19 protein-coding genes are annotated in these 21,166 nt (G+C 70.9%); 9 read left to right on the plus strand and 10 right to left on the minus strand.

The window, feature by feature from the left end:
* Positions 1–41: 41 nt before the first annotated feature.
* The gene (locus tag ABZS37_RS09255) at positions 42–476 is read right to left on the minus strand and encodes a VOC family protein (protein WP_355167159.1); all 435 of its coding nucleotides are present in this window, start codon (positions 474–476) and stop codon (positions 42–44) included.
* Positions 477–602: 126 nt separating this feature from the next.
* On the opposite strand from ABZS37_RS09255, the gene ABZS37_RS09260 reads away from it, so the two are divergent.
* From ABZS37_RS09260 to ABZS37_RS09290, 7 genes are all read left to right on the plus strand, one after another.
* A complete protein-coding gene (locus ABZS37_RS09260; RefSeq protein ID WP_007457155.1) occupies positions 603–839 on the plus strand; it encodes an HTH domain-containing protein in 237 nt (78 codons plus the stop codon).
* Positions 839–1,417 (plus strand): Clp protease N-terminal domain-containing protein, encoded by a 579-nt coding sequence (locus tag ABZS37_RS09265; protein WP_355167161.1) that lies wholly within the window; start codon positions 839–841, stop codon positions 1,415–1,417. Before ABZS37_RS09260 ends, ABZS37_RS09265 begins: the two co-directional genes overlap by 1 nt.
* 93 nt (positions 1,418–1,510) lie before the next feature.
* A complete protein-coding gene (locus ABZS37_RS09270; RefSeq protein WP_355167163.1) occupies positions 1,511–2,515 on the plus strand; it encodes a diacylglycerol kinase family protein in 1,005 nt (334 codons plus the stop codon).
* Positions 2,508–3,509 carry a YihY/virulence factor BrkB family protein gene (locus tag ABZS37_RS09275; RefSeq protein WP_355167165.1) on the plus strand — a complete coding sequence of 334 codons (1,002 nt, stop codon included), beginning with the start codon at positions 2,508–2,510 and terminating at the stop codon, positions 3,507–3,509. The genes ABZS37_RS09270 and ABZS37_RS09275 overlap by 8 nt, the downstream gene beginning before the upstream one ends.
* A 69-nt stretch (positions 3,510–3,578) precedes the next feature.
* The gene (locus ABZS37_RS09280; RefSeq protein WP_355167167.1) at positions 3,579–5,069 is read left to right on the plus strand and encodes a phosphatase PAP2 family protein; all 1,491 of its coding nucleotides are present in this window, start codon (positions 3,579–3,581) and stop codon (positions 5,067–5,069) included.
* A gap of 8 nt (positions 5,070–5,077) precedes the next feature.
* Positions 5,078–5,878: an endonuclease/exonuclease/phosphatase family protein gene (locus tag ABZS37_RS09285; protein WP_355167169.1), complete on the plus strand. Its 801-nt coding sequence runs from the start codon at positions 5,078–5,080 to the stop codon at positions 5,876–5,878.
* Positions 5,879–5,952: 74 nt separating this feature from the next.
* Positions 5,953–7,071 (plus strand): hypothetical protein, encoded by a 1,119-nt coding sequence (locus tag ABZS37_RS09290; protein WP_355167171.1) that lies wholly within the window; start codon positions 5,953–5,955, stop codon positions 7,069–7,071.
* Between the two features lie 151 nt (positions 7,072–7,222).
* On the opposite strand, the gene ABZS37_RS09295 is transcribed toward ABZS37_RS09290, so the two are convergent.
* Both ABZS37_RS09295 and ABZS37_RS09300 read right to left on the minus strand, forming a co-directional pair.
* Complete coding sequence (locus ABZS37_RS09295) at positions 7,223–8,062, minus strand: alpha/beta fold hydrolase (protein WP_355167173.1); 840 nt, start codon at positions 8,060–8,062, stop codon at positions 7,223–7,225.
* Positions 8,059–9,021 carry a TIGR03557 family F420-dependent LLM class oxidoreductase gene (locus ABZS37_RS09300; protein ID WP_355167175.1) on the minus strand — a complete coding sequence of 321 codons (963 nt, stop codon included), beginning with the start codon at positions 9,019–9,021 and terminating at the stop codon, positions 8,059–8,061. Before ABZS37_RS09300 ends, ABZS37_RS09295 begins: the two co-directional genes overlap by 4 nt.
* A 377-nt stretch (positions 9,022–9,398) precedes the next feature.
* On the opposite strand from ABZS37_RS09300, the gene ABZS37_RS09305 reads away from it, so the two are divergent.
* The gene (locus ABZS37_RS09305; RefSeq protein WP_355167177.1) at positions 9,399–10,775 is read left to right on the plus strand and encodes a cellulase family glycosylhydrolase; all 1,377 of its coding nucleotides are present in this window, start codon (positions 9,399–9,401) and stop codon (positions 10,773–10,775) included.
* A 52-nt stretch (positions 10,776–10,827) separates the two neighbouring features.
* Here ABZS37_RS09305 and ABZS37_RS09310 read toward each other — a convergent pair whose 3' ends face one another.
* The 7 genes from ABZS37_RS09310 to ABZS37_RS09340 all read right to left on the minus strand — a co-directional run bounded on the left by ABZS37_RS09310 (position 10,828) and on the right by ABZS37_RS09340 (position 18,874).
* Entirely contained in the window at positions 10,828–11,148 is a 321-nt protein-coding gene (locus tag ABZS37_RS09310) for a multidrug efflux SMR transporter (RefSeq protein WP_355167179.1), read from the minus strand.
* A 598-nt stretch (positions 11,149–11,746) separates the two neighbouring features.
* On the minus strand, positions 11,747–13,015 hold the full coding sequence (locus ABZS37_RS09315; RefSeq protein ID WP_355167458.1) for a sigma-70 family RNA polymerase sigma factor: 1,269 nt from the start codon (positions 13,013–13,015) through the stop codon (positions 11,747–11,749).
* Between the two features lie 3 nt (positions 13,016–13,018).
* Positions 13,019–13,420 (minus strand): YciI family protein, encoded by a 402-nt coding sequence (locus ABZS37_RS09320; RefSeq protein ID WP_355167181.1) that lies wholly within the window; start codon positions 13,418–13,420, stop codon positions 13,019–13,021.
* Positions 13,421–13,524: 104 nt separating this feature from the next.
* Entirely contained in the window at positions 13,525–15,660 is a 2,136-nt protein-coding gene (locus ABZS37_RS09325; protein ID WP_355167183.1) for an alpha-galactosidase, read from the minus strand.
* Complete coding sequence (locus ABZS37_RS09330; RefSeq protein WP_355167185.1) at positions 15,657–16,571, minus strand: carbohydrate ABC transporter permease; 915 nt, start codon at positions 16,569–16,571, stop codon at positions 15,657–15,659. Before ABZS37_RS09330 ends, ABZS37_RS09325 begins: the two co-directional genes overlap by 4 nt.
* Positions 16,568–17,524, minus strand: a complete 957-nt coding sequence (locus ABZS37_RS09335) for a sugar ABC transporter permease (RefSeq protein ID WP_355167187.1) — start codon at positions 17,522–17,524, stop codon at positions 16,568–16,570. The genes ABZS37_RS09330 and ABZS37_RS09335 overlap by 4 nt, the downstream gene beginning before the upstream one ends.
* A gap of 21 nt (positions 17,525–17,545) precedes the next feature.
* Complete coding sequence (locus tag ABZS37_RS09340) at positions 17,546–18,874, minus strand: ABC transporter substrate-binding protein (protein ID WP_355167189.1); 1,329 nt, start codon at positions 18,872–18,874, stop codon at positions 17,546–17,548.
* 283 nt (positions 18,875–19,157) lie between these two features.
* On the opposite strand from ABZS37_RS09340, the gene ABZS37_RS09345 reads away from it, so the two are divergent.
* Entirely contained in the window at positions 19,158–21,149 is a 1,992-nt protein-coding gene (locus ABZS37_RS09345; protein WP_355167191.1) for a beta-galactosidase, read from the plus strand.
* The last annotated feature ends 17 nt before the right edge of the window (positions 21,150–21,166 follow it).

Here is a 21,166-nt window from a genome sequence, read left to right on the forward strand (position 1 = left end):
TCGGTGTGGGTTCCCAGCGAAGGTGCCACCTTCGCGGCCACTCAGTCGAGACAGAACTCGTTGCCCTCGATGTCCTGCATCACGAGGCACGACTCGTTGTCGTCATCGGCAGGCAGTAGTCGCACGCGTGCCGCGCCGAGCGCGACCAGTCGTGCGCATTCGGCCTCAAGCACGGCCAGGCGCTCGCCGCCCACGAGCCCGGTGCCGACCCGCACGTCGAGATGCAGCCGATTCTTGACGACCTTGCCTTCGGGAACGCGCTGGAAGAACAGCCGCGGGCCCACACCCGAGGGATCAATGCAGGCGAACGCCGCACCCTGATGCGCGGGCGGCAGCGAGCGATCGAAATCGTCCCAGGTGGCAAACCCCTCCGGTGGCGGCGGCACGACGTAGCCCAGCACCTCACACCAGAAACGAGCGAGGCGCTCAGGTTCTGCGCAGTCGAAGGTGACCTGGATCTGCTTGACCGATGCCATTTGTCCACTATAGAGGCGTCTCTCGTCGTCGACGGGCCCGTCGACGGCCGGGGGTCGGGCTGTCACCGTTCGCGGGCTCGTCAACTGGGGTTGACACGAGTGGCGGTGTCAACGTATGTTGACGGCATGAGTCAGGCGACAGAACTCGCGGCGGCAGCCGGCAGCACCGACCCCCGGGTCGGGCTGCGCGCCGTCCGCGCGCTGCGCCGGCTGCTCGAGCGGCTTGAGGTGGTCCAGGTGGACAACGCCCGTCGACAGGGCTGGTCCTGGCAGGAGATCGCCGACGCGCTCGAGGTCAGCCGGCAGGCGGTGCACAAGAAGCACGCCGGGCGACCGGCGGTCAACTCATCCTGGGAGGCGTGATGTTCGAACGGTTCACCGACCGGGCGCGCGACGTCGTGCGACGTGCGCTGGAGGAGGCGCGGGCCGAAGGTCAGCGGCCAGTCGGCACGGAGCACCTGCTACTCGCGCTGCTCGCCGACGACGCCGGACTGGCCAGACAGGTGCTCACCGACGCCGGGGTGCGCGCCGACGACCTCCGCGAGCGCGTCCGACGGCACACCGCCAGCGGCGGTGCCGGCCTCGGCGACGCCGACGCTGCGGCCCTGCGGGAGATCGGCATCGACCTGGCCGCGATCGTGGCCCGCATCGAGCAGTCCTTCGGCCCGGACGCGCTGCGCGAGGCCGTGCCGGCACCGCGCCGCCGCTGGGGGCGCAAGCGGTACCTCGGCGGCCCGTTCTCGCCCCGCTCCAAGAAGGCGCTGGAGCTGTCGCTGCGGGAGGCGCTGCGCCTGCGCCACCGCCACATCGGCACCGAGCACATCCTGCTCGGGGTGCTCCGGGAGGGGCACGGGCTGGGCGCGCTGGTGCTCACCGAATCCGGGGTCGACCTCGACGATCTACGCCGACGGGTGGAGCTCGCGCTCCGGGCGGCGGCGTGACGGGCGCTGTCGTGTTGAAACCTGTCTGTGGCACTTCCGACGTCGGCCGCCCGCCGGGTCGCTGAAGCCGTCCGGGTGCTGCACACTGGCGCCGTGGATGCTGGACACGACAGGCGGCCCTCGGGCGGCGACGGCGGGCTGCGCTCCGCGGTGGTGGTCAACCCGGTCAAGGTCGACGATCTCGACGAACTGCGCCGCACCGTCGAGGATGCCCTGAGCGCCGCCGGCTGGCCCGCGCCGCAGTGGTACGAGACGACCGCTGACGACCCGGGCCGCGGTCAGACCGAGCAGGCCGTCAAGGCCGGCGTCGACCTGGTCTTCGCCTGCGGCGGCGACGGCACCGTGATGTCCTGCGTCAGCGCACTGGTCGGCACCGACGTGGCCCTCGCTGTGCTGCCGCAGGGCACCGGCAACCTGCTCGCCGCCAACCTGGGGCTCTCCACCGACCTGGCCGCCGGGCTGGAGGTCGCCATCGAGCGCGGCCGACGGCTGCTCGACGTCGGCGCCGTCGAGGACCAGTACTTCACCGTGATGGCGGGCATGGGCTTCGACGCCCAGATGCTGGCTGCCACCTCCGAGACCACCAAGGCCCGCATCGGCTGGCCGGCGTACGTGGTGGGCGCCGCCCGCCACCTACGGGACCGGCCGATGCGGGTGCAGATCCGCATCGACGACCGCCCGCCGGTGCGCCGCCGGGCCCGCTCGGTGCTGATCGCCAACGTCGGCCGGCTCCAGGGCGGGGTACGCCTGCTCACCGAGGCCGAGCCGGACGACGGCTGGCTCGACGTCGCCGTGCTCACTCCGCGCAACCTGCGGCACTGGCTCGCGCTCGGCTGGGCGGTCATCCGCCGCAGCGGCAAGGTGCCGCAGATGGAGGTGTTCCGGGGCCGGCGCGTGGTGGTCACCAGTAACCGGGACCAGCCTCGGGAGCTGGACGGCGACCTCATCTCCCCCGGCCGGCAGCTGCTGGCGGAGGTCCGGCCCCAGGCGCTCTGGCTCTGCGTCCCACAGCCCGAGGACGCCCCCGACCTTGCCGTCGATGCGCAACGCGCCGGGGAGCGGGGCGAGCAGCTGATCGAGGAAGCGCGCCGTGAGTAGCACCCGGATCGTGCCGGAGACCCGGCTGATGGCCGACGCGGAGCTGTCCGCCGACGACGCCTGGCGCACCCTGCGCCGCCAGGGCGGCTGGCACCTGCTGCGGGACGCCTTCATCCGCTTTCGCTACGGCGACGGTTTCAGCCACTCCCGGGCCTTCGCGCTGCAACTCTGCCTCGCCGTGGTGCCGTTCATGATCGCCCTCACCGGCCTGATCAGTGAGCTGGGCGTCGAAGAGGGCGGCCGCGTGGTCGCCGACACCGTCCTCGCGCTCACCCCCGGCCAGAGCGAGCAGATGGTCGCCGAGCTGCTCGGCGAGGGCGAACGTGTCGAGGACGCCGGAGAGCTGGCGCTCACCCTCGGTCTGCTCACCGGGCTGATCGCACTGACCACCACGATGGCCCAGATCGAACGGGGCGCCAACCGCATCTACGGCGTGGAGCGGGACCGCCCGGCGCTGTCGAAGTACCTCCGTGCCGCCGTGCTGGCCGTCACCGCTGGCCTGCCCGCGTTGGCCGGCTTCCTGATCCTGGTCGCCGGCGGGGCGGTGGGCGACTCGGTGCGGGAGCACTACGAGTGGGGTGCCCTCGCCAACGGCGTCTGGAACGTGGTCCGCTTCCCCCTGAGCCTCGGGCTGACCGTGCTCGCCGTGGCGGTGCTGTTCCGGCGCGCGCCGCGCCGCAAGCAGCCCGGCCTCTCCTGGCTGTTCTTCGGCGCCGGCATCGCCACGGCGCTGTGGTGGCTGGCCAGCCTGCTGCTCGCCGCGTACGTGCGGTTCAGCGACGATTTCGGGCAGACCTACGGCGCGTTGACCGGGATGATGGCGCTGCTGCTCTGGGCCAACCTCACCGGCATGGCGCTCTTCGGCGGGCTGGCCTTCGCCGCCCAGCTGGAGGCGTTGCGCATCGGCGTGCAGGAGCCCGCCCAACCGGACCTGTGGGAGCCCGAGGCCGACCGCGCCGAGCTCCTGGACACCGGGGACATGACGGCGCTCTAGCGGCACCTTGGTGTACGCGCCGCGCAGATCGGGTAAAGCGCAGCGCCAGGCAGACAAGGGAGGTGCGGGGTGACCGCGGTCAAAGAGGTGGCGCGGCGTCCGATCGGTCATTTCACCGAGCGGAGCATCGCTGGTCTGGTCGCCGTCACCGGCGCCGGGGTGGCGTTCGGGCTGCTGCTGTTGCTCGTCCGGGTGCGGTGGAGCCCGTTGCAGGACGCCGACCACGCGGTCGCCGAGTGGTTCAACGGGCTCATCGCCCCGCACCACGCACTCGTCACCGTCCTGGAGGCGGTGACCGACCTGGGCGGCCGGCCGATCCTCATCTGGTTGGTCACCATCGCCGTGGTCGGGTTGCTGATCCGGCGCCAGCCACGACTCGCCGTCTACCTGATCATCACCGGGGTCGGTGGCCTGATCCTCGACCCGTCACTGAAGGCGCTGGTCGGCCGGCTCCGCCCGGTCGTGGATGTGCCGATCGCCAGCGCCCCCGGCAACAGCTTCCCGAGTGGGCACGCGCTGGGCTCGTTCGTCGCGTACGGGGCCCTGCTGCTGGTGTTCCTGCCGGCGATGGCCCCCCGCTGGCGCAAGCCTGCGATCGTCGGTGTCGGCGTGCTGGTGGCGCTGATCGGCCTGACCCGGATCGCGCTGGGCGTGCACTTCATCTCGGACGTGCTGGCCGGCTGGCTGCTCGGCGCCGCGTGGCTGGGCGTCACCGCGTACGCCTTCCGGTTGTGGCGGCGTGAGCGAGGGCGCCCGGTGGCGCCGCTGACCGAGGGCCTGGAGCCGGAGGCGGGGCACGACATCGCCCCCGCCCCGGCCGAGGAGCACGTGCTGGCCCATCCCCGCTCGGCGGTGGCCGAGCTGCTGGTCGGCTGGGTGCTCGTGTTCGGAGCGCTGTACGCCTTCGGCACGTACGTCAGCTACCACGCCAAGGGCACCATCTTCGACACCCTCGACACCGAGGTGCCGCGCTGGTTCGCCGAGCGGCACACCGAGGTGCTGACCGACGTGAGCTGGTGGTGGAGCAAGTTCGGTGACACCCACGCGATCCTGCTGATCTCGCTGGTGTTCTGCCCACTGGTGCTGGCGGTGTGGCGGCGCTGGCGTCCGGTGCTGTTCGTGGCGCTGGCGATGGTGGGTGAGCTGACCCTCTTCCTCGCCTCGGCCCGCGCGATCGACCGGCCGCGCCCGGCCGTGGAGAACCTGGACGGGCAGATGCCCACCTCGTCGTTCCCGTCGGGGCACATCGCGGCCACGATCTGCATCTGGCTGGCGATCGCCGTCATCGTGCTGCCGCGTACCGATCGGTGGTGGCGTTGGATCTTCGTGGCGTTGGCCGTGATCATGCCGGTCGGGGTGGCCACCTCCCGGATGTACCGGGGGATGCACCACCCGACCGACTTCATGGGCGCGATCCTGCTCTCCGCGCTCTGGATCGGGCTGCTCTACCTCGTCATCCGCCCGAACGCCGACCTGAAGGAAGGCAACCAGCCGGCCATCGAGTCCGAGGATGTGGACACCCTCGACGACGAGCTGGCGCGGGCCGGCCGAGCCGACTGAGCACCACCGTGCTGCGAGTGATGACCTGGAACATCCGCACCGGCGGTCGGGATCGCGGCGGCCCGGACCGGCTGGATCAGGTGGTTCAGGTCGTCAACGAGCAGGCACCGGACGTGCTGGCCCTCCAGGAGCTGCGCGGCTTCGACCGCGGCGGGCTCATGGCTGAGGTGGCGGGCCGGGTGGGGATGACACCCCACCTGGCCCGGTCCTGCTTCGGGCAGCCCGTGGCGGTGCTGGTCCGGCCGCCGTTGCAGGTCATCGACGCGGGGACGCTGCGCCGGCCGTTCCATCACGCTGCGGCCCGCGTCGTGGTGGCCACCTCCGCCGGCCCGCTCACCGTGCTCGGCACCCACCTCTATCCGTACTCCGGGGGACGACGGCGGATGGAGGCCGACTGGCTGGTCGCCGCGATGCGACGCTCCGAGGGGCCGCTGACGTTGATCACCGGTGACCTCAACTCGCTCGACCCGACCGTCGATCACACCGCCCGCCTCGCCGGCATTCCCACCCTCTACCGGCGGCGGCACCTGCGCCGGACCGGTGGCGAGGTGGACACCCGCGCGATCGCCCGGCTGCTCGCCGCCGGCCTGGTCGACCTCTGGCCGTCGTTCGCCGCCGGAGCACCGGAGGCCGACGGCCTCACCGTCCCGACCCGGTTCGGCGGGGCCGAGTTCGCCGGGATGCGACTGGACTACCTGCTCGGCACCCGCGCGTTGGCTGAGCGGGTCCGCGACTGCCAGGTGATCCGTGGCGGAGCGGCGGACACGGCCTCCGACCACTATCCGCTCCTCGCCACGGTCGACCTTTGATGAGCGGAAGGGCCCCTTCCTGACGGTGCGACCGGCAACCCGGGACATGGCGCGACCCGATTACCGTGCCCACCGTGACCGAACGCCCCACCGTCCGCTCGCCGTTGCTTGGGCCCCGGAGCGGTCAGCCGGCCGCGCCAGCGGTGGCGCGGCCGACCCTCGACCCGCCAACCCCGCACACGGCCGAGCCGGCCGCCGTCGCGTTCCCGCTCGTCGCGGCCGTCGCGCGTGGTGTGGCGCTCGTCGTGGTGCTGCCGGTACGTCTGCTCTGGGAGCTGATCGCGGCTACCGGTCGGCTGCTGCACCGGCACCTGCTCGCTCCGGCTGGCCGGTTCCTGCGCCACTGGCTGCTGTCCCCGTTGGCCTGGGCCCTGCACCGGCTGGTCTGGCTCCCGCTGGTCTGGTGCGCCCGCAATCTGCTGTGGCTTCCGTTGACGTGGGCGTCCCGCACCCTCCTCTGGCTCCCGCTGGTCTGGCTGGCGCGTGGCCTCGCGTGGGTGGCCCGCACCCTGATCTGGCGTCCGCTGGTGTGGCTGGCGTACGCCGCCACCCGGGCCGCCCGCACGGTGGTCTGGTCCCCGCTGGTCTGGCTTGGTGCCGCGCTGGTCGCGTTGGGGTCGGCGGTTGGGCGGTCGGCCCGGCGGCTGCTCTGGGGGCCACTGGTCTGGTTGGCCCGCAGGGCGCTGCGTCCGCCGCTCGTCGGTCTGTGCCGCGTGCTGGTCTGGCTCGCCGAACACCTGGTCCTGCGGCCGCTGCGGTGGCTGGGCGCGGCGGTCACGCCCGCCGGTCGGCTGGTGTGGCGTGGCCTGGGCGTGCTCGCTGGGGTGCTGCGCACAGCGCTCATCGGGCTGTTCCGGGGGATCTGGTGGGTCATCGTGGGGTGCGGCCGGCTGGTCGTCGCCGCGGTGGTCGGTGCGTGGTGGACGGCCGGCTGGGTGCTGCGGCTGCTCCATCGACTGTTGCTGCGCCCGCTCGGGCGAGGGTTGCGCTGGTTGTGGCGGCACACCGTGCGCCCCCTGGTGCGGGGTGTCCGCTGGGTCTGGGCGGTGACGGTCGTGCCGGTGGCGCACGGCCTCCGGGCGGCCTGGCGGGCCATCGTCGCGCCGGCGGCCCGCTGGACCCGCCGTTCGGTGCTCGACCCGGCCCGGCTGGCATCCCGGGAGGTGCTCAGCGCCCTGGGCCTGCGCCGCTGACCAGCCCGCGCCGCCGGGTCGGACGAATCAGTGCACCAGGTTGAGCAGGACGGTGAGCACCACCGAGGCGAGGATCGAGAAGAGGATCATCAGGAGGCAGCCGAGGCCACCGCCGAGAGGACGGATCTCCGTGTTGCCGAAGCGCATGAGTTCACCTGTCCGTGAGTGCGGGATCGGGGGCGAGGATGTGGCGGATCGCGGTCGCGACCGCCGTCGGGGCGGTCGTGACCACGTTGTGCGCGGCGGCGGGGACCACCACCAGGCTGGCGTCCGGCACCAGCCGGGTTGCCTGGTCCCGCCATCGTGGCGGTGCGACCGGGTCGCGATCGCCGGCCAGGACGAGGGTGGGCGCGGTGATGCGCACGAGGTCCGCCTCGACCGCGTTGCGCACTGAGTGCGACGGCGTCGCGAAGACCCGCCAGGGCCGGGCGTTCCACACGTCCCGGGCCAGGATCGGTGACTGCAACGGCGCCTCGCGCAGGGTGTCCACGAGCCACCGGCCGAACTGTGTACGGCGGGACCGGCCCGCCGGGTCGCTGGTCAATCCGGCCAGCACCAACGCGCGTACCGCGCCCGGGTGGGTCGCGGCGACCGAGGCGGCCACCTCCGCGCCGAACGAGTGCCCCAGCAGGCAGACCGGCGGCAGTCGGTACGCGGCCAGCCAGGCGGCGAGGTGGTCGGTATGCCGGCGCACGTCGTACGCGCTCCGGGGGCGTTCGGTCAGCCCGAAGCCGGGCAGGTCCGGCACGTACACCGGGTGGGTGGTGGCGAGCGCGACGGCCAGCGGGGTGAGGTAACGGTGCGAGACCGCCAGGCCGTGCACCAGCACCACGGGCGGCGCACCGGTCCCCGGGTCCGCACTGCGCCGGGTGTGGGTGCGCCGTCCGTCGACGAGCCGCCACTCGCTGGTCAGTCCGGCGGACGGCCTGGGCGCGGCCATGGCGAGCCGCAGTTCCGCCAGACTGAACCGCCCGGACGGGCTGAGTCTCACAGCTCGCGCAACCGGGGCAGCAGCTGCTCCTGCGCCCAGTCCAGGAACATCGGCTGGGTCTCGCCGCCGACCTGGACGATCGCCACGTGGGTGAAACCGGCGTCGACGAACTTGCGGAACGCCTCGACGTGCGCGTCCACGTCCGGGCCGCAGGAGATGCCCTCGGCGACGTCCTCCTCCCGGACGAACTGGGTGGCGGCGGCGAAGGACTCCGGGCCGGGCAGGTCGGCGTTGACCTTCCAGCCCATTCCGAACCAGCGGAACTGGTCGTGCACGATCTTGCGGCATTCCGCCTCGTCGGGGCCGTAGCAGATGGCCACCTGGCCGTAGCGGGGCTGGCCGGCACCACCGGCGTCGTCGTACATCTCGATGAGGCGCCGGTCGGGTTCGGTGGAGATGATGCCGTTGCCATATTCGGCGGCCAGCGTCGCGGACTGTCGACCGGACGCGGCGACGGCCATCGGCACCGGCTGTTCCGGGCGGTCCCAGATGTAGGCGTCGGGCACGTCGAAGTGGTTGCCGGAGAAGGTGAGCGTCTCCCCGTTGAGCAGCGGGCGGATGATCTGCAGCGCCTCCTCGAACATCTCGTGCCGTTGCTGTACGTGCGGCCAGCCACCGACCACGTGCTCGTTCAGGTTCTCGCCGGCACCCAGACCGAGGGTGAACCGGCCGTCCGATAGTGCGCCGATCGTGCTGGCCTTCTGCGCGACCACGGCCGGGTGGTAGCGGCGGATCGGGCAGGTCACGAAGGACATCAGCTGCGCGCGGGAGGTGGCGTGGGCGACCGCGCCGAGCACCGACCAGGCGTACGGGGAGTGGCCTTGGGAGTCCAACCAGGGGTAGTAGTGATCGGACATCACCAGCTGGTCGAAACCGGCCGCCTCGGCCCGTATCGCATGGTCGACCAGGTGCTTGGGACCGGCCTGCTCGCTCATCAGGGTGTAGCCGACGCTGACCATCCTGGTATCCCCTTCCACCGACGGATCGTTCCCGGGATACCCAGGTCGGCAGCGGTCAACCCTCCCGTCCGGTTCTGCCCCGGCAGTGCTTGACGGATGGCGGCGACCTGCCTACGGTCCCTCTTAACCGGTTAAGAGCCGGAGGTGGCGCACATCCTGTGGTGGGGATGATCGCCCCGTGACGGCCCGCGCCTGCGTGGGCCGTCACGGCTGTCTGCAGCTCGGGCCCGGTCACTGAACCGGTTGCGCCGACCAATCCATCGTCCTACGCTGATGCGTGCGCGCCGTGAGTCGGGCGGCGGCTGCCGGGCTGCAGCCGCCTTCCCCTGTCACATCCCACCCCTGTCGGGCACCGGGGGTCCTCCCTGAGGAAGGCCATGAAGACTCGACTCTCCGCCGCAGGCGCGGCCCTGCTCGCGTTGCTCGTCGCCGTGCTGGCGTTCGGCCAGCCGGCGCATGCCGCAGCTGGTTTTTCCGTCGCGGGCGGCAAGCTGTACGACGCCAACGGCACCGAATTCATCATGCGCGGTGTCAACCACGCGCACACCTGGTACCCGCAGCAGACCAGCTCGTTCGCCAACGTCAAGGCGCTGGGCGCGAACACCGTGCGGGTGGTGCTCTCCAGCGGCGACCGGTGGACCCGCAACACCAACGCCGACGTCGCGAACGTCATCTCGCTGTGCAAGGCCAACCGGCTGATCTGCGTGCTCGAGGTGCACGACACCACCGGGTACGGCGAGCAGAGCGGGGCAATCACCCTCGCCCGGGCCGTCGACTACTGGCTCAGCCTCGCCGACGTCCTCGCCGGCCAGGAAAGATACGTCATCGTCAACATCGGCAACGAGCCGTACGGCAACCAGAACTACGCCTCCTGGGCCACCGACAACGCCAACGCGATCAAGCGGCTGCGCACCGGCGGCCTGACCCACACCATCATGGTGGACGCGCCGAACTGGGGGCAGGACTGGTCGTTCACCATGCGCGACAACGCCGCGTCCGTCTTCGCCGCCGACCCGGCACGCAACACCGTCTTCTCGATCCACATGTACGGGGTGTTCGACACCGCCGCGGAGATCACCGACTACCTGGGTCGCTTCCGCACCGCAGGGCTGCCCATCGTGGTCGGTGAGTTCGGCTTCAACCACTCCGACGGCGACCCGGACGAGGACACCATCCTCGCGTACAGCCAGGCCAATGGGATCGGCTGGCTGGGCTGGTCGTGGAGCGGCAACGGCGGTGGGGTGGAGTATCTGGACCTGGCAACCGCCTTCAACCCGGCCAGCCTGACCACCTGGGGTCAGCGGCTCTTCAACGGCGCCAACGGCATCCGGCAGACCGCCCGGCAGGCCAGCGTCTTCGACAGCATCCCCCCGCCGACCACGCCTCCGCCCACGACGCCCCCACCGACCACGCCTCCACCGACCACGCCCCCGCCGACCACGCCTCCGCCTGCCGGTGGCTGCACGGCGACGTACACGGTGACCAACCAGTGGCAGGGCGGCTTCCAGGGTGAGGTGCGGGTGACCGCCGGCTCCAGCGCGATCACGGGCTGGACCACCCGGTGGACGTTCGCCAACGGCCAGAGTGTCACCCAGTCCTGGAACACGACGCTGACCAGCAGCGGAGCTGCGGTGACCGCCCGCAACGTGGACTACAACGGCCGGCTGGCGGCCGGTGCCAGCACCAGCTTCGGCTTCATCGGCGGCTGGACCGGCAGCAACGCCACGCCGGCGGTGAGCTGCACCGCGAACTGACCGACGGGCAGGTGGCCGGGCCCCGCGACGGGCCCGGCCACCGTGACCCCTGTCAGTGCTCCCCGGCCAGGTTCACGACGACCACCCCGGCGATGATCAACGCGATCCCGGCGACCTTGGCCAGCCCGACCGGCTCGTCCAGGAACACGGCCCCGATCGCCACGATGGTCGCGGTGCCCAGACCCGACCAGAGGGCGTACGCGACGCCCACCGGGATCTCCTTGACCGCCTGGGCCAACAGGATGAACGCCAGCAGGTAACCGCCGATGCAACCCAGCGTCGGCCAGAGGCGACTGAACCCGGCGGTGCTCTTGAGCAGGCTGGTCGCCAGCACCTCGGCGAGGATGGCGATCCCCAGCAGCACGTACGCCATGCGGCCCTCAGTCCTGAATGTTCGGCGGGAAACTCGTCGCCGGTCAGGCTAACGCCGCCGCCGCCGTCCGGCTCCGATCCTCGTCGATCTAGGGCGTATCACTGCTAGTGGATCTCGAATCGCGACGATATGCCCTAGATCAACGGGTGGGGCCGCGTCGTTCGGTGCTTGTTCTCCGGCCCCTTTGGAGCTGATGTCACACACGATTCAGATCAGCCCGCGAGCCCAGCCCGCGAGCCCGCGAGCCCGTCGCCCGCTCGGCCGGCCCGCTTGCCCGTCCCGCCTTTGCCGCGGTCTCCAGGCATGCGTCGGTGAATCGTTTACGACATCAGCTCCAAAGGCGGTCCGGGTACCTCCTCCGGCCTTGAGGCCTGGCTGCCCACCCAACCGGCCGACCGGGTCCACACCCGGCGCGAGGTGACCTCGCGTCCGGCTCAGCTCAACCAGGCGCCGGGTGCCGCCGTGGCGGTCGGTCTGGATCCGGCGCCGGCTGGTGCGGAGGCGGTAGCGGGCGGTGCGGCGTTGGCGGTGGGCGGTGCGGCGTTGGCGGCGGGCGGTGCGGCGTTGGCGGTGGCTGGTCCGGGGTCGCGGAGGGCGATCAGTTGGCGGCGGGCGGTTCCGGTTCGGCGGCTAGTCGGGCTGCCCGCATGGTGAGGTAGCGCTGCTCGGGAAGGCTGCTCGTCCGCGCGGCGGCTGCCCGGTAGTCGGCGATCGCCCGGGCCCGGTCACCGGCCATCTCGTGCAGGTGCGCGCGGGCGGCGGGCAGCCGGTGGTGCCCCGCCAATCGGGGGTCGTCGGCCAGCGCGTCGAGGGCGGCGAGGCCGGCCGCCGGCCCGTACACCATGGCGGTCGCCACAGCTCGGTTGAGCGCCACCACGGGGCTGCCGGCGAGCCGTTCCAGCACCTCGTAGAGCGCCAGGATCTGCGGCCAGTCGGTCTCGCCGGTGCTCGGCGCCTCGTCGTGGAGCGCGGCGATGGCGGCCTGCACCTGGTACGGGCCGATCGGTCCACGCGGCAGTGCACGGGTGACCAGTGCGACGCCCTCGGCGATCGCCGCCGCGTCCCAGCGACTGCGGTCCTGATCGGCGAGTGAGATCAGCTCGCCAGAGGGCCCGGTGCGTGCCGGGCCGCGCGCCTCGGTGAGCAGCATCAACGCCAGCAGACCGGCTGATTCGCTGTCGTCGGGCAGCAGTGTGTGCAGCGCGCGGGTCAGCCGGATCGCCTCCGCCGCGAGGTCGATCCGGCGCAGGTCCGGGCCGGTGGTGCTGGTGTGCCCCTCGGTGAAGACCAGGTAGAGCACCTGCCGGACGGCCGTCAACCGGTCAGTCCGCTCCGCCGGCTCGGGCATCCGGAACGGCAGCCCGGATGCGCGGATGCGTTGCTTGGCCCGGCTGATCCGCTGGGCCATGGTCGCCTCGGGCACCAGGAACGCGCGGGCGATCTCGCCGGTACTCAGCCCGCCGACCGCGCGCAGGGTCAGCGCCACGGCCGACGCCGGGGCGAGCGCCGGGTGGCAGCAGAGCATCAGCAGGACCAGGGTGTCGTCCCGCTCGGCGGTCAACTCCTCGTCCGCAGCCGGTGCGTACGCCCGGTCGTCGGGATCCTGGCGGGCGACCAGGTCCTCCCGGCGGCGCCGGGCCTGCTCACCACGGACCAGCTCGATCATGCGCCGGTAACCGACCTGGATCAGCCAGCCGCGTGGGTTTGTCGGCTGCCCTTCGGCTGGCCACTGGGTGGCGGCGGCCAGCAGCGCCTCCTGCACGGCGTCCTCGGCGGTGGCGAAATCACCGAAACGGCGGGCGAGCACGCCGAGGACCTGCGGCGCCAGCTCGCGCAGCAGGTCCTCGATGCGGGGATTAGTGGTCAGCCCTCACAGCTCCTCAGGTGGGGCGGACATCACCGGGTGCACCTCGATCGGCATGTTCAGTGGCCGGTCGCCGGGGCCGGGTGCGGTGGAGATGTACGCGGCCAGCTCCACCGCCCGCTGCGGGCTGTCGCAGTCGACGATCCAGAAGCCGGCGAGGAACTCCTTCGTCTCGGCGAACGGCCCCTCGGTGACCACTGGCGTCCCGCCCTCACCGGCACGGACGATCCGGGCCTGCTGTGGGCCGCCAAGGCCCTGCCCGTCGACCCACTCCCCGGAGGCGGTCAGCTTGTTGTTGACCTCGCCCATGAACGCGATGTGCGCCCGGACCTCGTCCGGAGTCCAGGTGTCAATGCCCGGGAAGTCTGTCCCGGCGGCGCTGAACTGCATCAGCAGCATGTACTTCATGGTTCGCTCCTCACGCCTGCGCACCCTCGTCGGTGCTCTCACCCTGAGGTAGAAGCAGGCGCCACCCTTCTCGACACCCCCGCAGAAGATTCCCCGGAATCTTTTCAGTCGACGGCGTCGACCTCCAGCACCAGGCTCTGCTCCGGGTGCAACGCGGGCAGCTGCACACCCACCCGGGCCAGCGCCGCCCCGCTGAGGGTGACACCGTGCGCCAGCCAGGCGGGCGCGGACCGGTCGATGGTGGCCGGGGCGGGTACGCCCGACACCGGCCGTACCCGGTAACGCCGGCGCAGGTCCAGGCCGGGCAGTCGTACCGCGCCCGGGGTCTGCGTCACCGAGGTGGCCAGCCGCGCCACCGCGTACACCGCTCGGTTGTGGTCATGGGCGACCACGCCGTGCGCCCAGACGGCCGGGTCCGGGTGGTCGACCCGGACCACCCGGCCGGCGTGCAGCAGCGGACGGAGCCGCTTGTGCAGCGCCACCCAGGCGGCCAGCTCGGTCTGCTCCGCGGTGCTGATCGACGCGATGTCCCACTCGATGCCGTGGTGGCCAAAAAGCGCGGTGGCCGCCCGGAAGCCCAGGTCGTGTACGCGGTTGGTGGTGTGCGAGCGTTCCGGGCCGATGTGCGTGCCGACCAGCTCCGGTGGCAGCAGCAACCCGGTCCAGCGCTGGATGCTGAGCCGTTCCAGGGCGTCGTTGCAGTCGCTGGCCCAGACCCGGTCGGTGCGGGCCAGGATGGCCAGATCCACCCGGGCGCCGCCGGACGCGCAACTTTCGATCTCCACGCCGGGGTGCCAGCGGCGCAGCTCGTCGAGGAGCCGGTAGACCGCCAGGGTCTGCCCGTGCACCCCGGGCCGGCCGTGATGCCCGGCCTCGGTGAGGTCCCGGTTCTGGTCCCACTTGAGGTACCTGATGCCGGGATGGTCGGTGAGCAGCGCGTCGAGGCGTTCCAGTAGATACTCGTACGCCTCCGGGCGGCCCAGGTCGAGCACCTGCTGGTTGCGCCAGGCCGGTGGCAGTCGTCCCGGTACGGCCAGCAGCCAGTCGGGGTGCGCGCGGAACAGATCGGAGTCGGGGTTGACCATCTCCGGCTCGACCCAGAGGCCGAACTCCAGGCCCCGGCCGGTCACGTGGTCGATGAGCGGTTGCAGGCCGTCCGGCCAGACGCTCTCGTCGACGTACCAGTCGCCGAGACCGGCGGTGTCGTCGCGCCGGCCCCGGAACCAACCGTCGTCGAGCACGAACCGCTCCACGCCGATCTGCGCGGCCCGGTCGGCGAGCGCCCGCAGGCGGTCCAGGTCGTGGTCGAAGTAGACCGCCTCCCAGACGTTGAGGGTCACCGGGCGGGGCGAGCGCGGGTGCCCGGGCCGGGCCCGTAGATGGGTGTGCAACACGTCGCTGAGCCCGTCGAGACCGGCGTCGGACCAGACCGCGTAGAGCAGGGGAGTGTCGTACGACTCGCCGTGCCCGAGCCGGATCTCGCCGGGGGCCAGCAGCTCGCCGCCGCCGAGGGTCGACTCGCCGGTGGGTCGACGCTCGGCGAAGGTGACGTGGTCGCCGCTCCACGCGGTGTGCACCGCCCAGACCTCGCCGTGGCCGAAGCCGAAGCCGGCGGTGCCCGCCACAAGCAGCAGGGTGGCGTCGTGCCCGGTGCGCCCGTGCCGGCCCTCGCGGACCCAGCTTCCCTGCTGCCACGGGTGCCGCTGCGGGAACCGTTCCCGGCACCACCGGCCGGTCAGGTCGAGCAACTCGGTGGCGACCGCCGGCACCGGCAGCACGGGGGTCAGCTCCCGCAGCTCGTACGCGCTGTCGCCGTCGTTGCGCAGCCGGTGGCGGATGGTCAGCAGGCCGTGCGGGTCCAGCACGATCTCGATGGTCAGGGCCAGACCGGCGGCGGGGTCCGACGCCCGCACGGTCAGCCGCGCCGCGTCGGAGCCGCCGTCGTCCACGTCCAGTCCGTCGAGGCGGAAGGAGGTGGACCAGTCCCGTCCGTCGCGGTGCCCGGCCAGCCCCGGCCTACCGCTCCAGCCAGCGCTCGGCTCCGGCAGCAGCGACAGCACGGTCGGCTCGTCGAAGCTGCTCGGCACCACCGGCGGTACGGTCGCGTCGACGAGCTGGCGCAGGCCGTCGTCGTCGAGGTCGCCGACGTCGCCGCCCCAGTGCGCGACCCGGGGCAGCCGTGGGCCGCGCGCGTCGAGCACCAGGCTGGTCCGCGCGCGGCGCAGGTGCAGGATCGTCATCCCTTTGAGGCTCCCAAGGTCAGGCCCCGGACGAAGTGCCGCTGGAGCATAAAGAAGATCACCAGGGTGGGGATCGCGACGAGCACACTGCCCGCCGAGACCAGGTTGTTGTCGGTGAAGAACTCGCCGCGCAGGTTGTTGAGCGAGCTGGTGACCGGGAACTTGTCGCCGGTCCGCATCAGGACGGTGGCCCAGAAGAACTCGTTGTAGATCCAGGTCACCTCCAGAGTCGCCAGCGCGGCCAGGGCCGGCCGGCACAGCGGCATGGTGACCTGCCAGTACTGCCGCCAGATGCTCGCCCCGTCGACCATCGCCGCCTCGTACAGGTCGCGGGGCAGCGCCTTCATGTAGTTGCTGAGCACGAAGACACAGAATCCACACTGGAAGGCGACGTTGATCAGGATCAGCCCCCAGTAGCTGTCGTAGAGCAGCTCCGAGTCGCTCATGAACTCCGGCAGCGGCACCTCGGTGAACAGCCGGAACAGCGGGATGAGCAGCGCCTGCTGGGGCAGCAGGTTGGCCGCCGTGAACACCCCGAGCAGCACGAGGTTGAGCTTCCAGCTGAACCGCGCGATGACGAACGCCACGCAGGAGGCGAGGAAGAGGGTCAGCAGCACCGCCGGCACGGTGATGTACACCGAGTTGAGGAAGTGTTGGCCGAACTCCGCCGTCCGCCAGGCGGTGACGTAGTTGTCGAAGGTCCAGCCGCCGAACGAGACGTAGCCGTTGGCGGCGGTGTAGTCGTACGAGCGCAGCGAGGTCAGGACCGCCCAGGCGATCGGGAAGAGCCAGATCAGCGAGACGACGATCAGGAAGCCGTGCAGCAGCATCCGCAGCGGGGTCATCTTGCGTCGGCGCGTCGGCGCGTCGGGTCCGCCCTCGGTACGCCGGGTGCTGGTCGCGGTGCTCATTCCCGGTTCTCCCTCATCACGGTCGCCAGGTAGATGGTGATGAAGACCAGCGAGACGATCAGCATGATCGTCGCCAGTGCCGAGCCGAACCCGATCCGGCTCGCCTCACCCACCACGTTCTGGGTGACCAGCGCGGAGATCAGCTCCAACCCGTTGCGGCCCTTGTTGACCACCCAGACCAGGTCGAACGCGCGCAGCGACTCGATCACCGTCACCACGAGCACGATGATGTTGATCGGCCGCAGCACCGGGAAAACGACCCGGAAGAAGGTTCGGCTCTCCGAGGCGCCGTCGACCGCCGCGGCCTCCCGCAGCGACGGGTCGACGCCCTTCAGCCCGGCCAGGTAGAGCAGCATGATGTAGCCGACGTGCCGCCATCCGGAAGCGACCATGACCGCCCAGATGTTGACGCTCGAGTCTCCGTACCAGTCGATGTTGCTGCCGAACACCGCGTTGATCAGACCCTGGTCGCGGGAGTAGAGCAGCTGCCAGACGAAGCCGATCAGGGCCAGCGAGAGCACCACCGGCAGGTAGAGGGCGGTCTGGTAGAAGCGGCTGCCGCGCAGCTCCTTGTCGAGCAGGACTGCCAGGAACATGCCGAACGGGGTGGCGATCACGAACAGTGCCGCCAGCCAGAGCAGGTTGTGCTGGACCGCCGGCACGAACGGCGGGTAGATGTTCACCACGTCGCTGTAGTTGCGCGCGCCGACGAACTCGATCTCGTTGAGTGGGCCGATGCCGTCCCAGTTGGTGCCGGAGAGCAGCACGGTGGCCGCCGCCGGCAGCCAGACGAACCCGGTGACGAGCAGCAGCGGGACGAGCACCATCAGCGTGATGACCACGCGGTCGGTGCGGGACAGGAGCCGTAGCCGCCGGCGACGACCACCCGTGGAGGTGGTCGTGGCCGGCGGCGGCACGGCGCGATCCGCTTGGATCAGGGGCAGGTCGGACACGATGTCCTTCCCCTTCCGCCGTCAGTCAGTGAAGATCGACTTCTTCTGGTTCTCGATGGACGAGGTGAGCCCGCCGATGTCCTTGGGGTCCTTGATGAACTGCTGGAGCGCCGGGATGATCACCGTGGAGGCGAAGTCCGGCCGGGTGTCCCGGTCGAGGAACTGGGCGATCTCGGTGGCCGACCCGACCAGTTCGGCCGCCTTCTTCTGCAGCGCGGTGTAGCCGCTGACGTCCGCGCCGGTGTTGGCGACGAGGGTGGCCGGGTCGTTCTTGACCGTGATGTTCGCGGCGTCCTTGCTGCCGAGGTATTCCAGCAGCTTCCGGGCGTTGTCCTCGTTCTTGGGCTTGCGGGCCATCATGTAGCCGTCGATCGGGGCGTCCAGGGCCTTGGCGCCGATGGCCGGGTCGATCTCCGGGAAGGTGAAGAAGTCGAGGTCGTTCTGCTCCTCGTTGCTGAACTGCTGGCCGACGAAGAGACCGAGCAGGTACATGCCGCTCTTCTTCTGCTGCAACGACTGTGCGGCCTCCTGCCAGGTGCGGCCGAGGCTGTCCGGCTGGTGCAGGGGGAGCAGGCCGGCCCAGGTGTCGAAGACCTTCTTGACCTTGTCGGAGGTCCAGGCCTCTTTGCCGGCCATCAGGTCGATGTGGAACTGGTATCCGTTGATCCGCAGGTTGAGGATGTCGAAGGTGCCCATCGCCGGCCAGCCGTCCTTGTCGGCGAACGCGATCGGGGTCAGGCCGTCCCTCTTCATCTGCGCGCCGAGGTTGGTGAACTCGGTGATGGTCTTCGGCGTCTGGTAGCCGTACTGCTGCCAGACCGACTTGCGGTAGAAGACCGCCCACGGGTAGTACGTCGCCGGGACGAAGTACTGCTTGCCGTCGTCGCCGGTGGACGCCTTCTTGAAGGCATCGGAGTAGCCGGAGAGCTTGCCCCACACGTCGCTGATGTCGCTGGCCAGGCCCTTCTGGGCGAAGAAGCGCATCCGGTAGCCGGCGAACCAGGTGAACACGTCGTCGGGCTTGCCCTGCAGGTAGTTGTTGATGTTCTCCTGGAACGTGTTGTGGTCGACCGTGTTCACCGCGACCTGGACGCCGGACGAGGTCTTGAACCCGTCCGCGACCTTGGCGATGACGTCCTTCGGCTTCGGGTCGGACTGGTTCGAGCCGAGCGAGACGTCCTTCGTGGACCCGCCGGAGCCGGAGTCGTCGCCGCAACCGGCGAGCAGTCCGGTACCGAGCAGCGCGCCCGTGCCGGCGGCGCCGGCGAGCAGCGAGCGTCGGTTGATGCCGGCAACGGATGACGGTACGAGCCGAGCCAGGTACTCGGCTTGGGATTGGGGACGGGACATCTGTGCCTCCTGCGGATGAAGAGGTGCTACGCCCAGGGTCGTCAGGGGGTGGTGAAGGCAGGCCCGGCGCCGTGATCACACATTGGGATCCACCGAGAATCCACATTGACGAACACGAACGGCCATTGGGGCCTCAAGCTACCCGTCCGGGGAGCGCTGTCAAGAGGGCAGTTCGCCTCCGGTAACCCAGTCGTGATATGGCCGTTACGAGGTAAACGTTGGAAAGAAATCGATGTTGGAACCTGTTGACTTTCGTGTCCTGCCAGGAGCACCCTCAGCTCTCATGCGGCGATGGCACGGTGACGGCATCTATTTCGGCGGCGACTACAACCCCGAACAGTGGCCCGAGCACACCTGGTCCGAGGACGTCGAGCTGATGCGCCGGGCCGGGGTCAACCTCGTCTCCGTCGGCATCTTCTCGTGGGCCCTGCTGGAGCCCACTCCCGGCCGGTTCGAGTTCGGCTGGCTGGACCGGGTGCTGGATCTGCTGCACGACGGCGGCATCCAGGTCGACCTGGCCACCGCCACCGCCAGCCCGCCGCCCTGGCTGGCTCGGGCACACCCGGAGACGTTGCCCCGTCGGGCCGATGGCGCGATCCTCTGGCCGGGCGGCCGACAGGCGTACTGCCCCAGCTCCCCGGTGTTCCGCGAGCGGTCGTTGGAGCTGGTGCGGACGATTGCCGGCCGGTACGCGGAGCACCCCGCCGTGGTGATGTGGCACGTCTCCAACGAGCTGGGCTGCCACAACGTGCACTGCTACTGCGACGTCAGCGCGCAGGCGTTCCGACACTGGCTGCGCGAGCGCTACGGCGACCTGGATGGGCTCAACGACGCCTGGGGCACCGCGTTCTGGAGCCAGCGCTACGGCGACTGGGCCGAGATCAACCCGCCGCGCACCGCGCCGACCTTCGCCAACCCCACACAGCAGCTCGACTTCCTGCGCTTCTCCTCAGACGAGCAGCGCGCCCAGTTGCGTGCCGAACGGGCCGTGCTCGCCCAGTTGGTCCGCCAGCCGGTGACCACCAACTTCATGATCGGCATGGGCGTGAAGCACATGGACTACCACTCCTGGGCCGACGACGTGGACCTCGTGTCCAACGACCACTACCTGACCGCCGCCGACCCGCAGTCGCATCTCGGGCTGGCGCTCGCCGCCGACCACACCCGGGGCGTCGCCGGTGGCGATCCGTGGCTGCTCATGGAGCACTCCACCAGCGCGGTGAACTGGCAGCCGCGCAACGTGGCCAAGCTGCCCGGCCAGCTGCGCCGCAACAGCCTGGCGCACGTGGCCCGCGGCGCCGACGGGGTGCTGTTCTTCCAGTGGCGCGCGTCCCGGGCCGGCGCCGAGAAGTTCCACTCCGCCCTGGTGCCGCACGCCGGACCGGACACCAAGGTGTTCCGCGAGGTCTGCCAGCTCGGCGCGGACCTCAAGGCGTTGGCCGAGGTACGCGGCAGTCGGGTGGACGCCGAGGTGGCGATCCTGTTCGACTGGGAAGCCTGGTGGGGCGTCGAGTTGGATTCGCACCCCAGCGTCGACGTCACCTACGCCGACCGGCTGAACGCCCTGTACGGCTCGCTCTGGCGGGCCGGCGTGACCGCCGACATCGTCCACCCGTCGGCCGACCTCAGCGGCTACCGGCTGGTCCTGGCGCCGACCCTCTACCTGGTCCGGGACGCCGACGTCGACGCGCTGCGCCGGTACGTCGAGGCCGGTGGCACCGCTGCGGTCACCTACTTCAGCGGCATCGTGGACGCCAATGACCACATCCGGCTGGGCGGCTACCCGGGCGCGTTCCGGGAGCTGCTCGGCGTACGGACCGAGGAGTTCTTCCCGCTGCGTGAGGGCGAGCAGGTGCGGCTGGACGACGGCAGCACCGCCGACGTGTGGACCGAGTGGCTGCACCCCGCCGGCGCCGAGGTGCTGGCGTCGTACACCGATGGGCCCTTGCCGGGTGTGCCGGCGCTGACCCGGCACCGGGTCGGAGACGGTGCCGCCTGGTACGTCGGCACCCGACTGGACGAGCCGGCCACCGATCGGCTGGTCGCTCGGCTCGTCGCCGAGGCCGGCGTCCGCCCGGCGGCGCCGACGCTGTCCGGAGTGGAGGTGGTACGACGACGCGACGGCGAACGGACCTGGCTGTTCGCGATCAACCACACCGAGGCCGAGGTGCGGCTCCCGGCACACGGCGTCGAGCTGTTGACCGGGGCGCGATGCGTCGGTGAGCTGATGCTGCCGGCCGGTGAGGTGGCGGTCGTCCGTGAGGATCGGACCTGATTCTGACGACAGTCGCG

The organism is Micromonospora sp. NPDC005413 (genome assembly GCF_040606435.1).
GTDB lineage: Bacteria > Actinomycetota > Actinomycetes > Mycobacteriales > Micromonosporaceae > Micromonospora.

Bases quoted from the DNA above. Each gene is read 5' to 3' on its own strand.
- ABZS37_RS09255 (WP_355167159.1), bottom strand. From the start codon at position 476: ATGGCATCGGTCAAGCAGATCCAGGTCACCTTCGACTGCGCAGAACCT.
- ABZS37_RS09260 (WP_007457155.1), top strand. From the start codon at position 603: ATGAGTCAGGCGACAGAACTCGCGGCGGCAGCCGGCAGCACCGACCCC.
- ABZS37_RS09265 (WP_355167161.1), top strand. From the start codon at position 839: ATGTTCGAACGGTTCACCGACCGGGCGCGCGACGTCGTGCGACGTGCG.
- ABZS37_RS09300 (WP_355167175.1), bottom strand. From the start codon at position 9,021: ATGGTCAGCGTCGGCTACACCCTGATGAGCGAGCAGGCCGGTCCCAAG.
- ABZS37_RS09305 (WP_355167177.1), top strand. From the start codon at position 9,399: ATGAAGACTCGACTCTCCGCCGCAGGCGCGGCCCTGCTCGCGTTGCTC.
- ABZS37_RS09310 (WP_355167179.1), bottom strand. From the start codon at position 11,148: ATGGCGTACGTGCTGCTGGGGATCGCCATCCTCGCCGAGGTGCTGGCG.
- ABZS37_RS09320 (WP_355167181.1), bottom strand. From the start codon at position 13,420: ATGAAGTACATGCTGCTGATGCAGTTCAGCGCCGCCGGGACAGACTTC.
- ABZS37_RS09325 (WP_355167183.1), bottom strand. From the start codon at position 15,660: ATGACGATCCTGCACCTGCGCCGCGCGCGGACCAGCCTGGTGCTCGAC.
- ABZS37_RS09330 (WP_355167185.1), bottom strand. From the start codon at position 16,571: ATGAGCACCGCGACCAGCACCCGGCGTACCGAGGGCGGACCCGACGCG.
- ABZS37_RS09340 (WP_355167189.1), bottom strand. From the start codon at position 18,874: ATGTCCCGTCCCCAATCCCAAGCCGAGTACCTGGCTCGGCTCGTACCG.
- ABZS37_RS09345 (WP_355167191.1), top strand. From the start codon at position 19,158: ATGCGGCGATGGCACGGTGACGGCATCTATTTCGGCGGCGACTACAAC.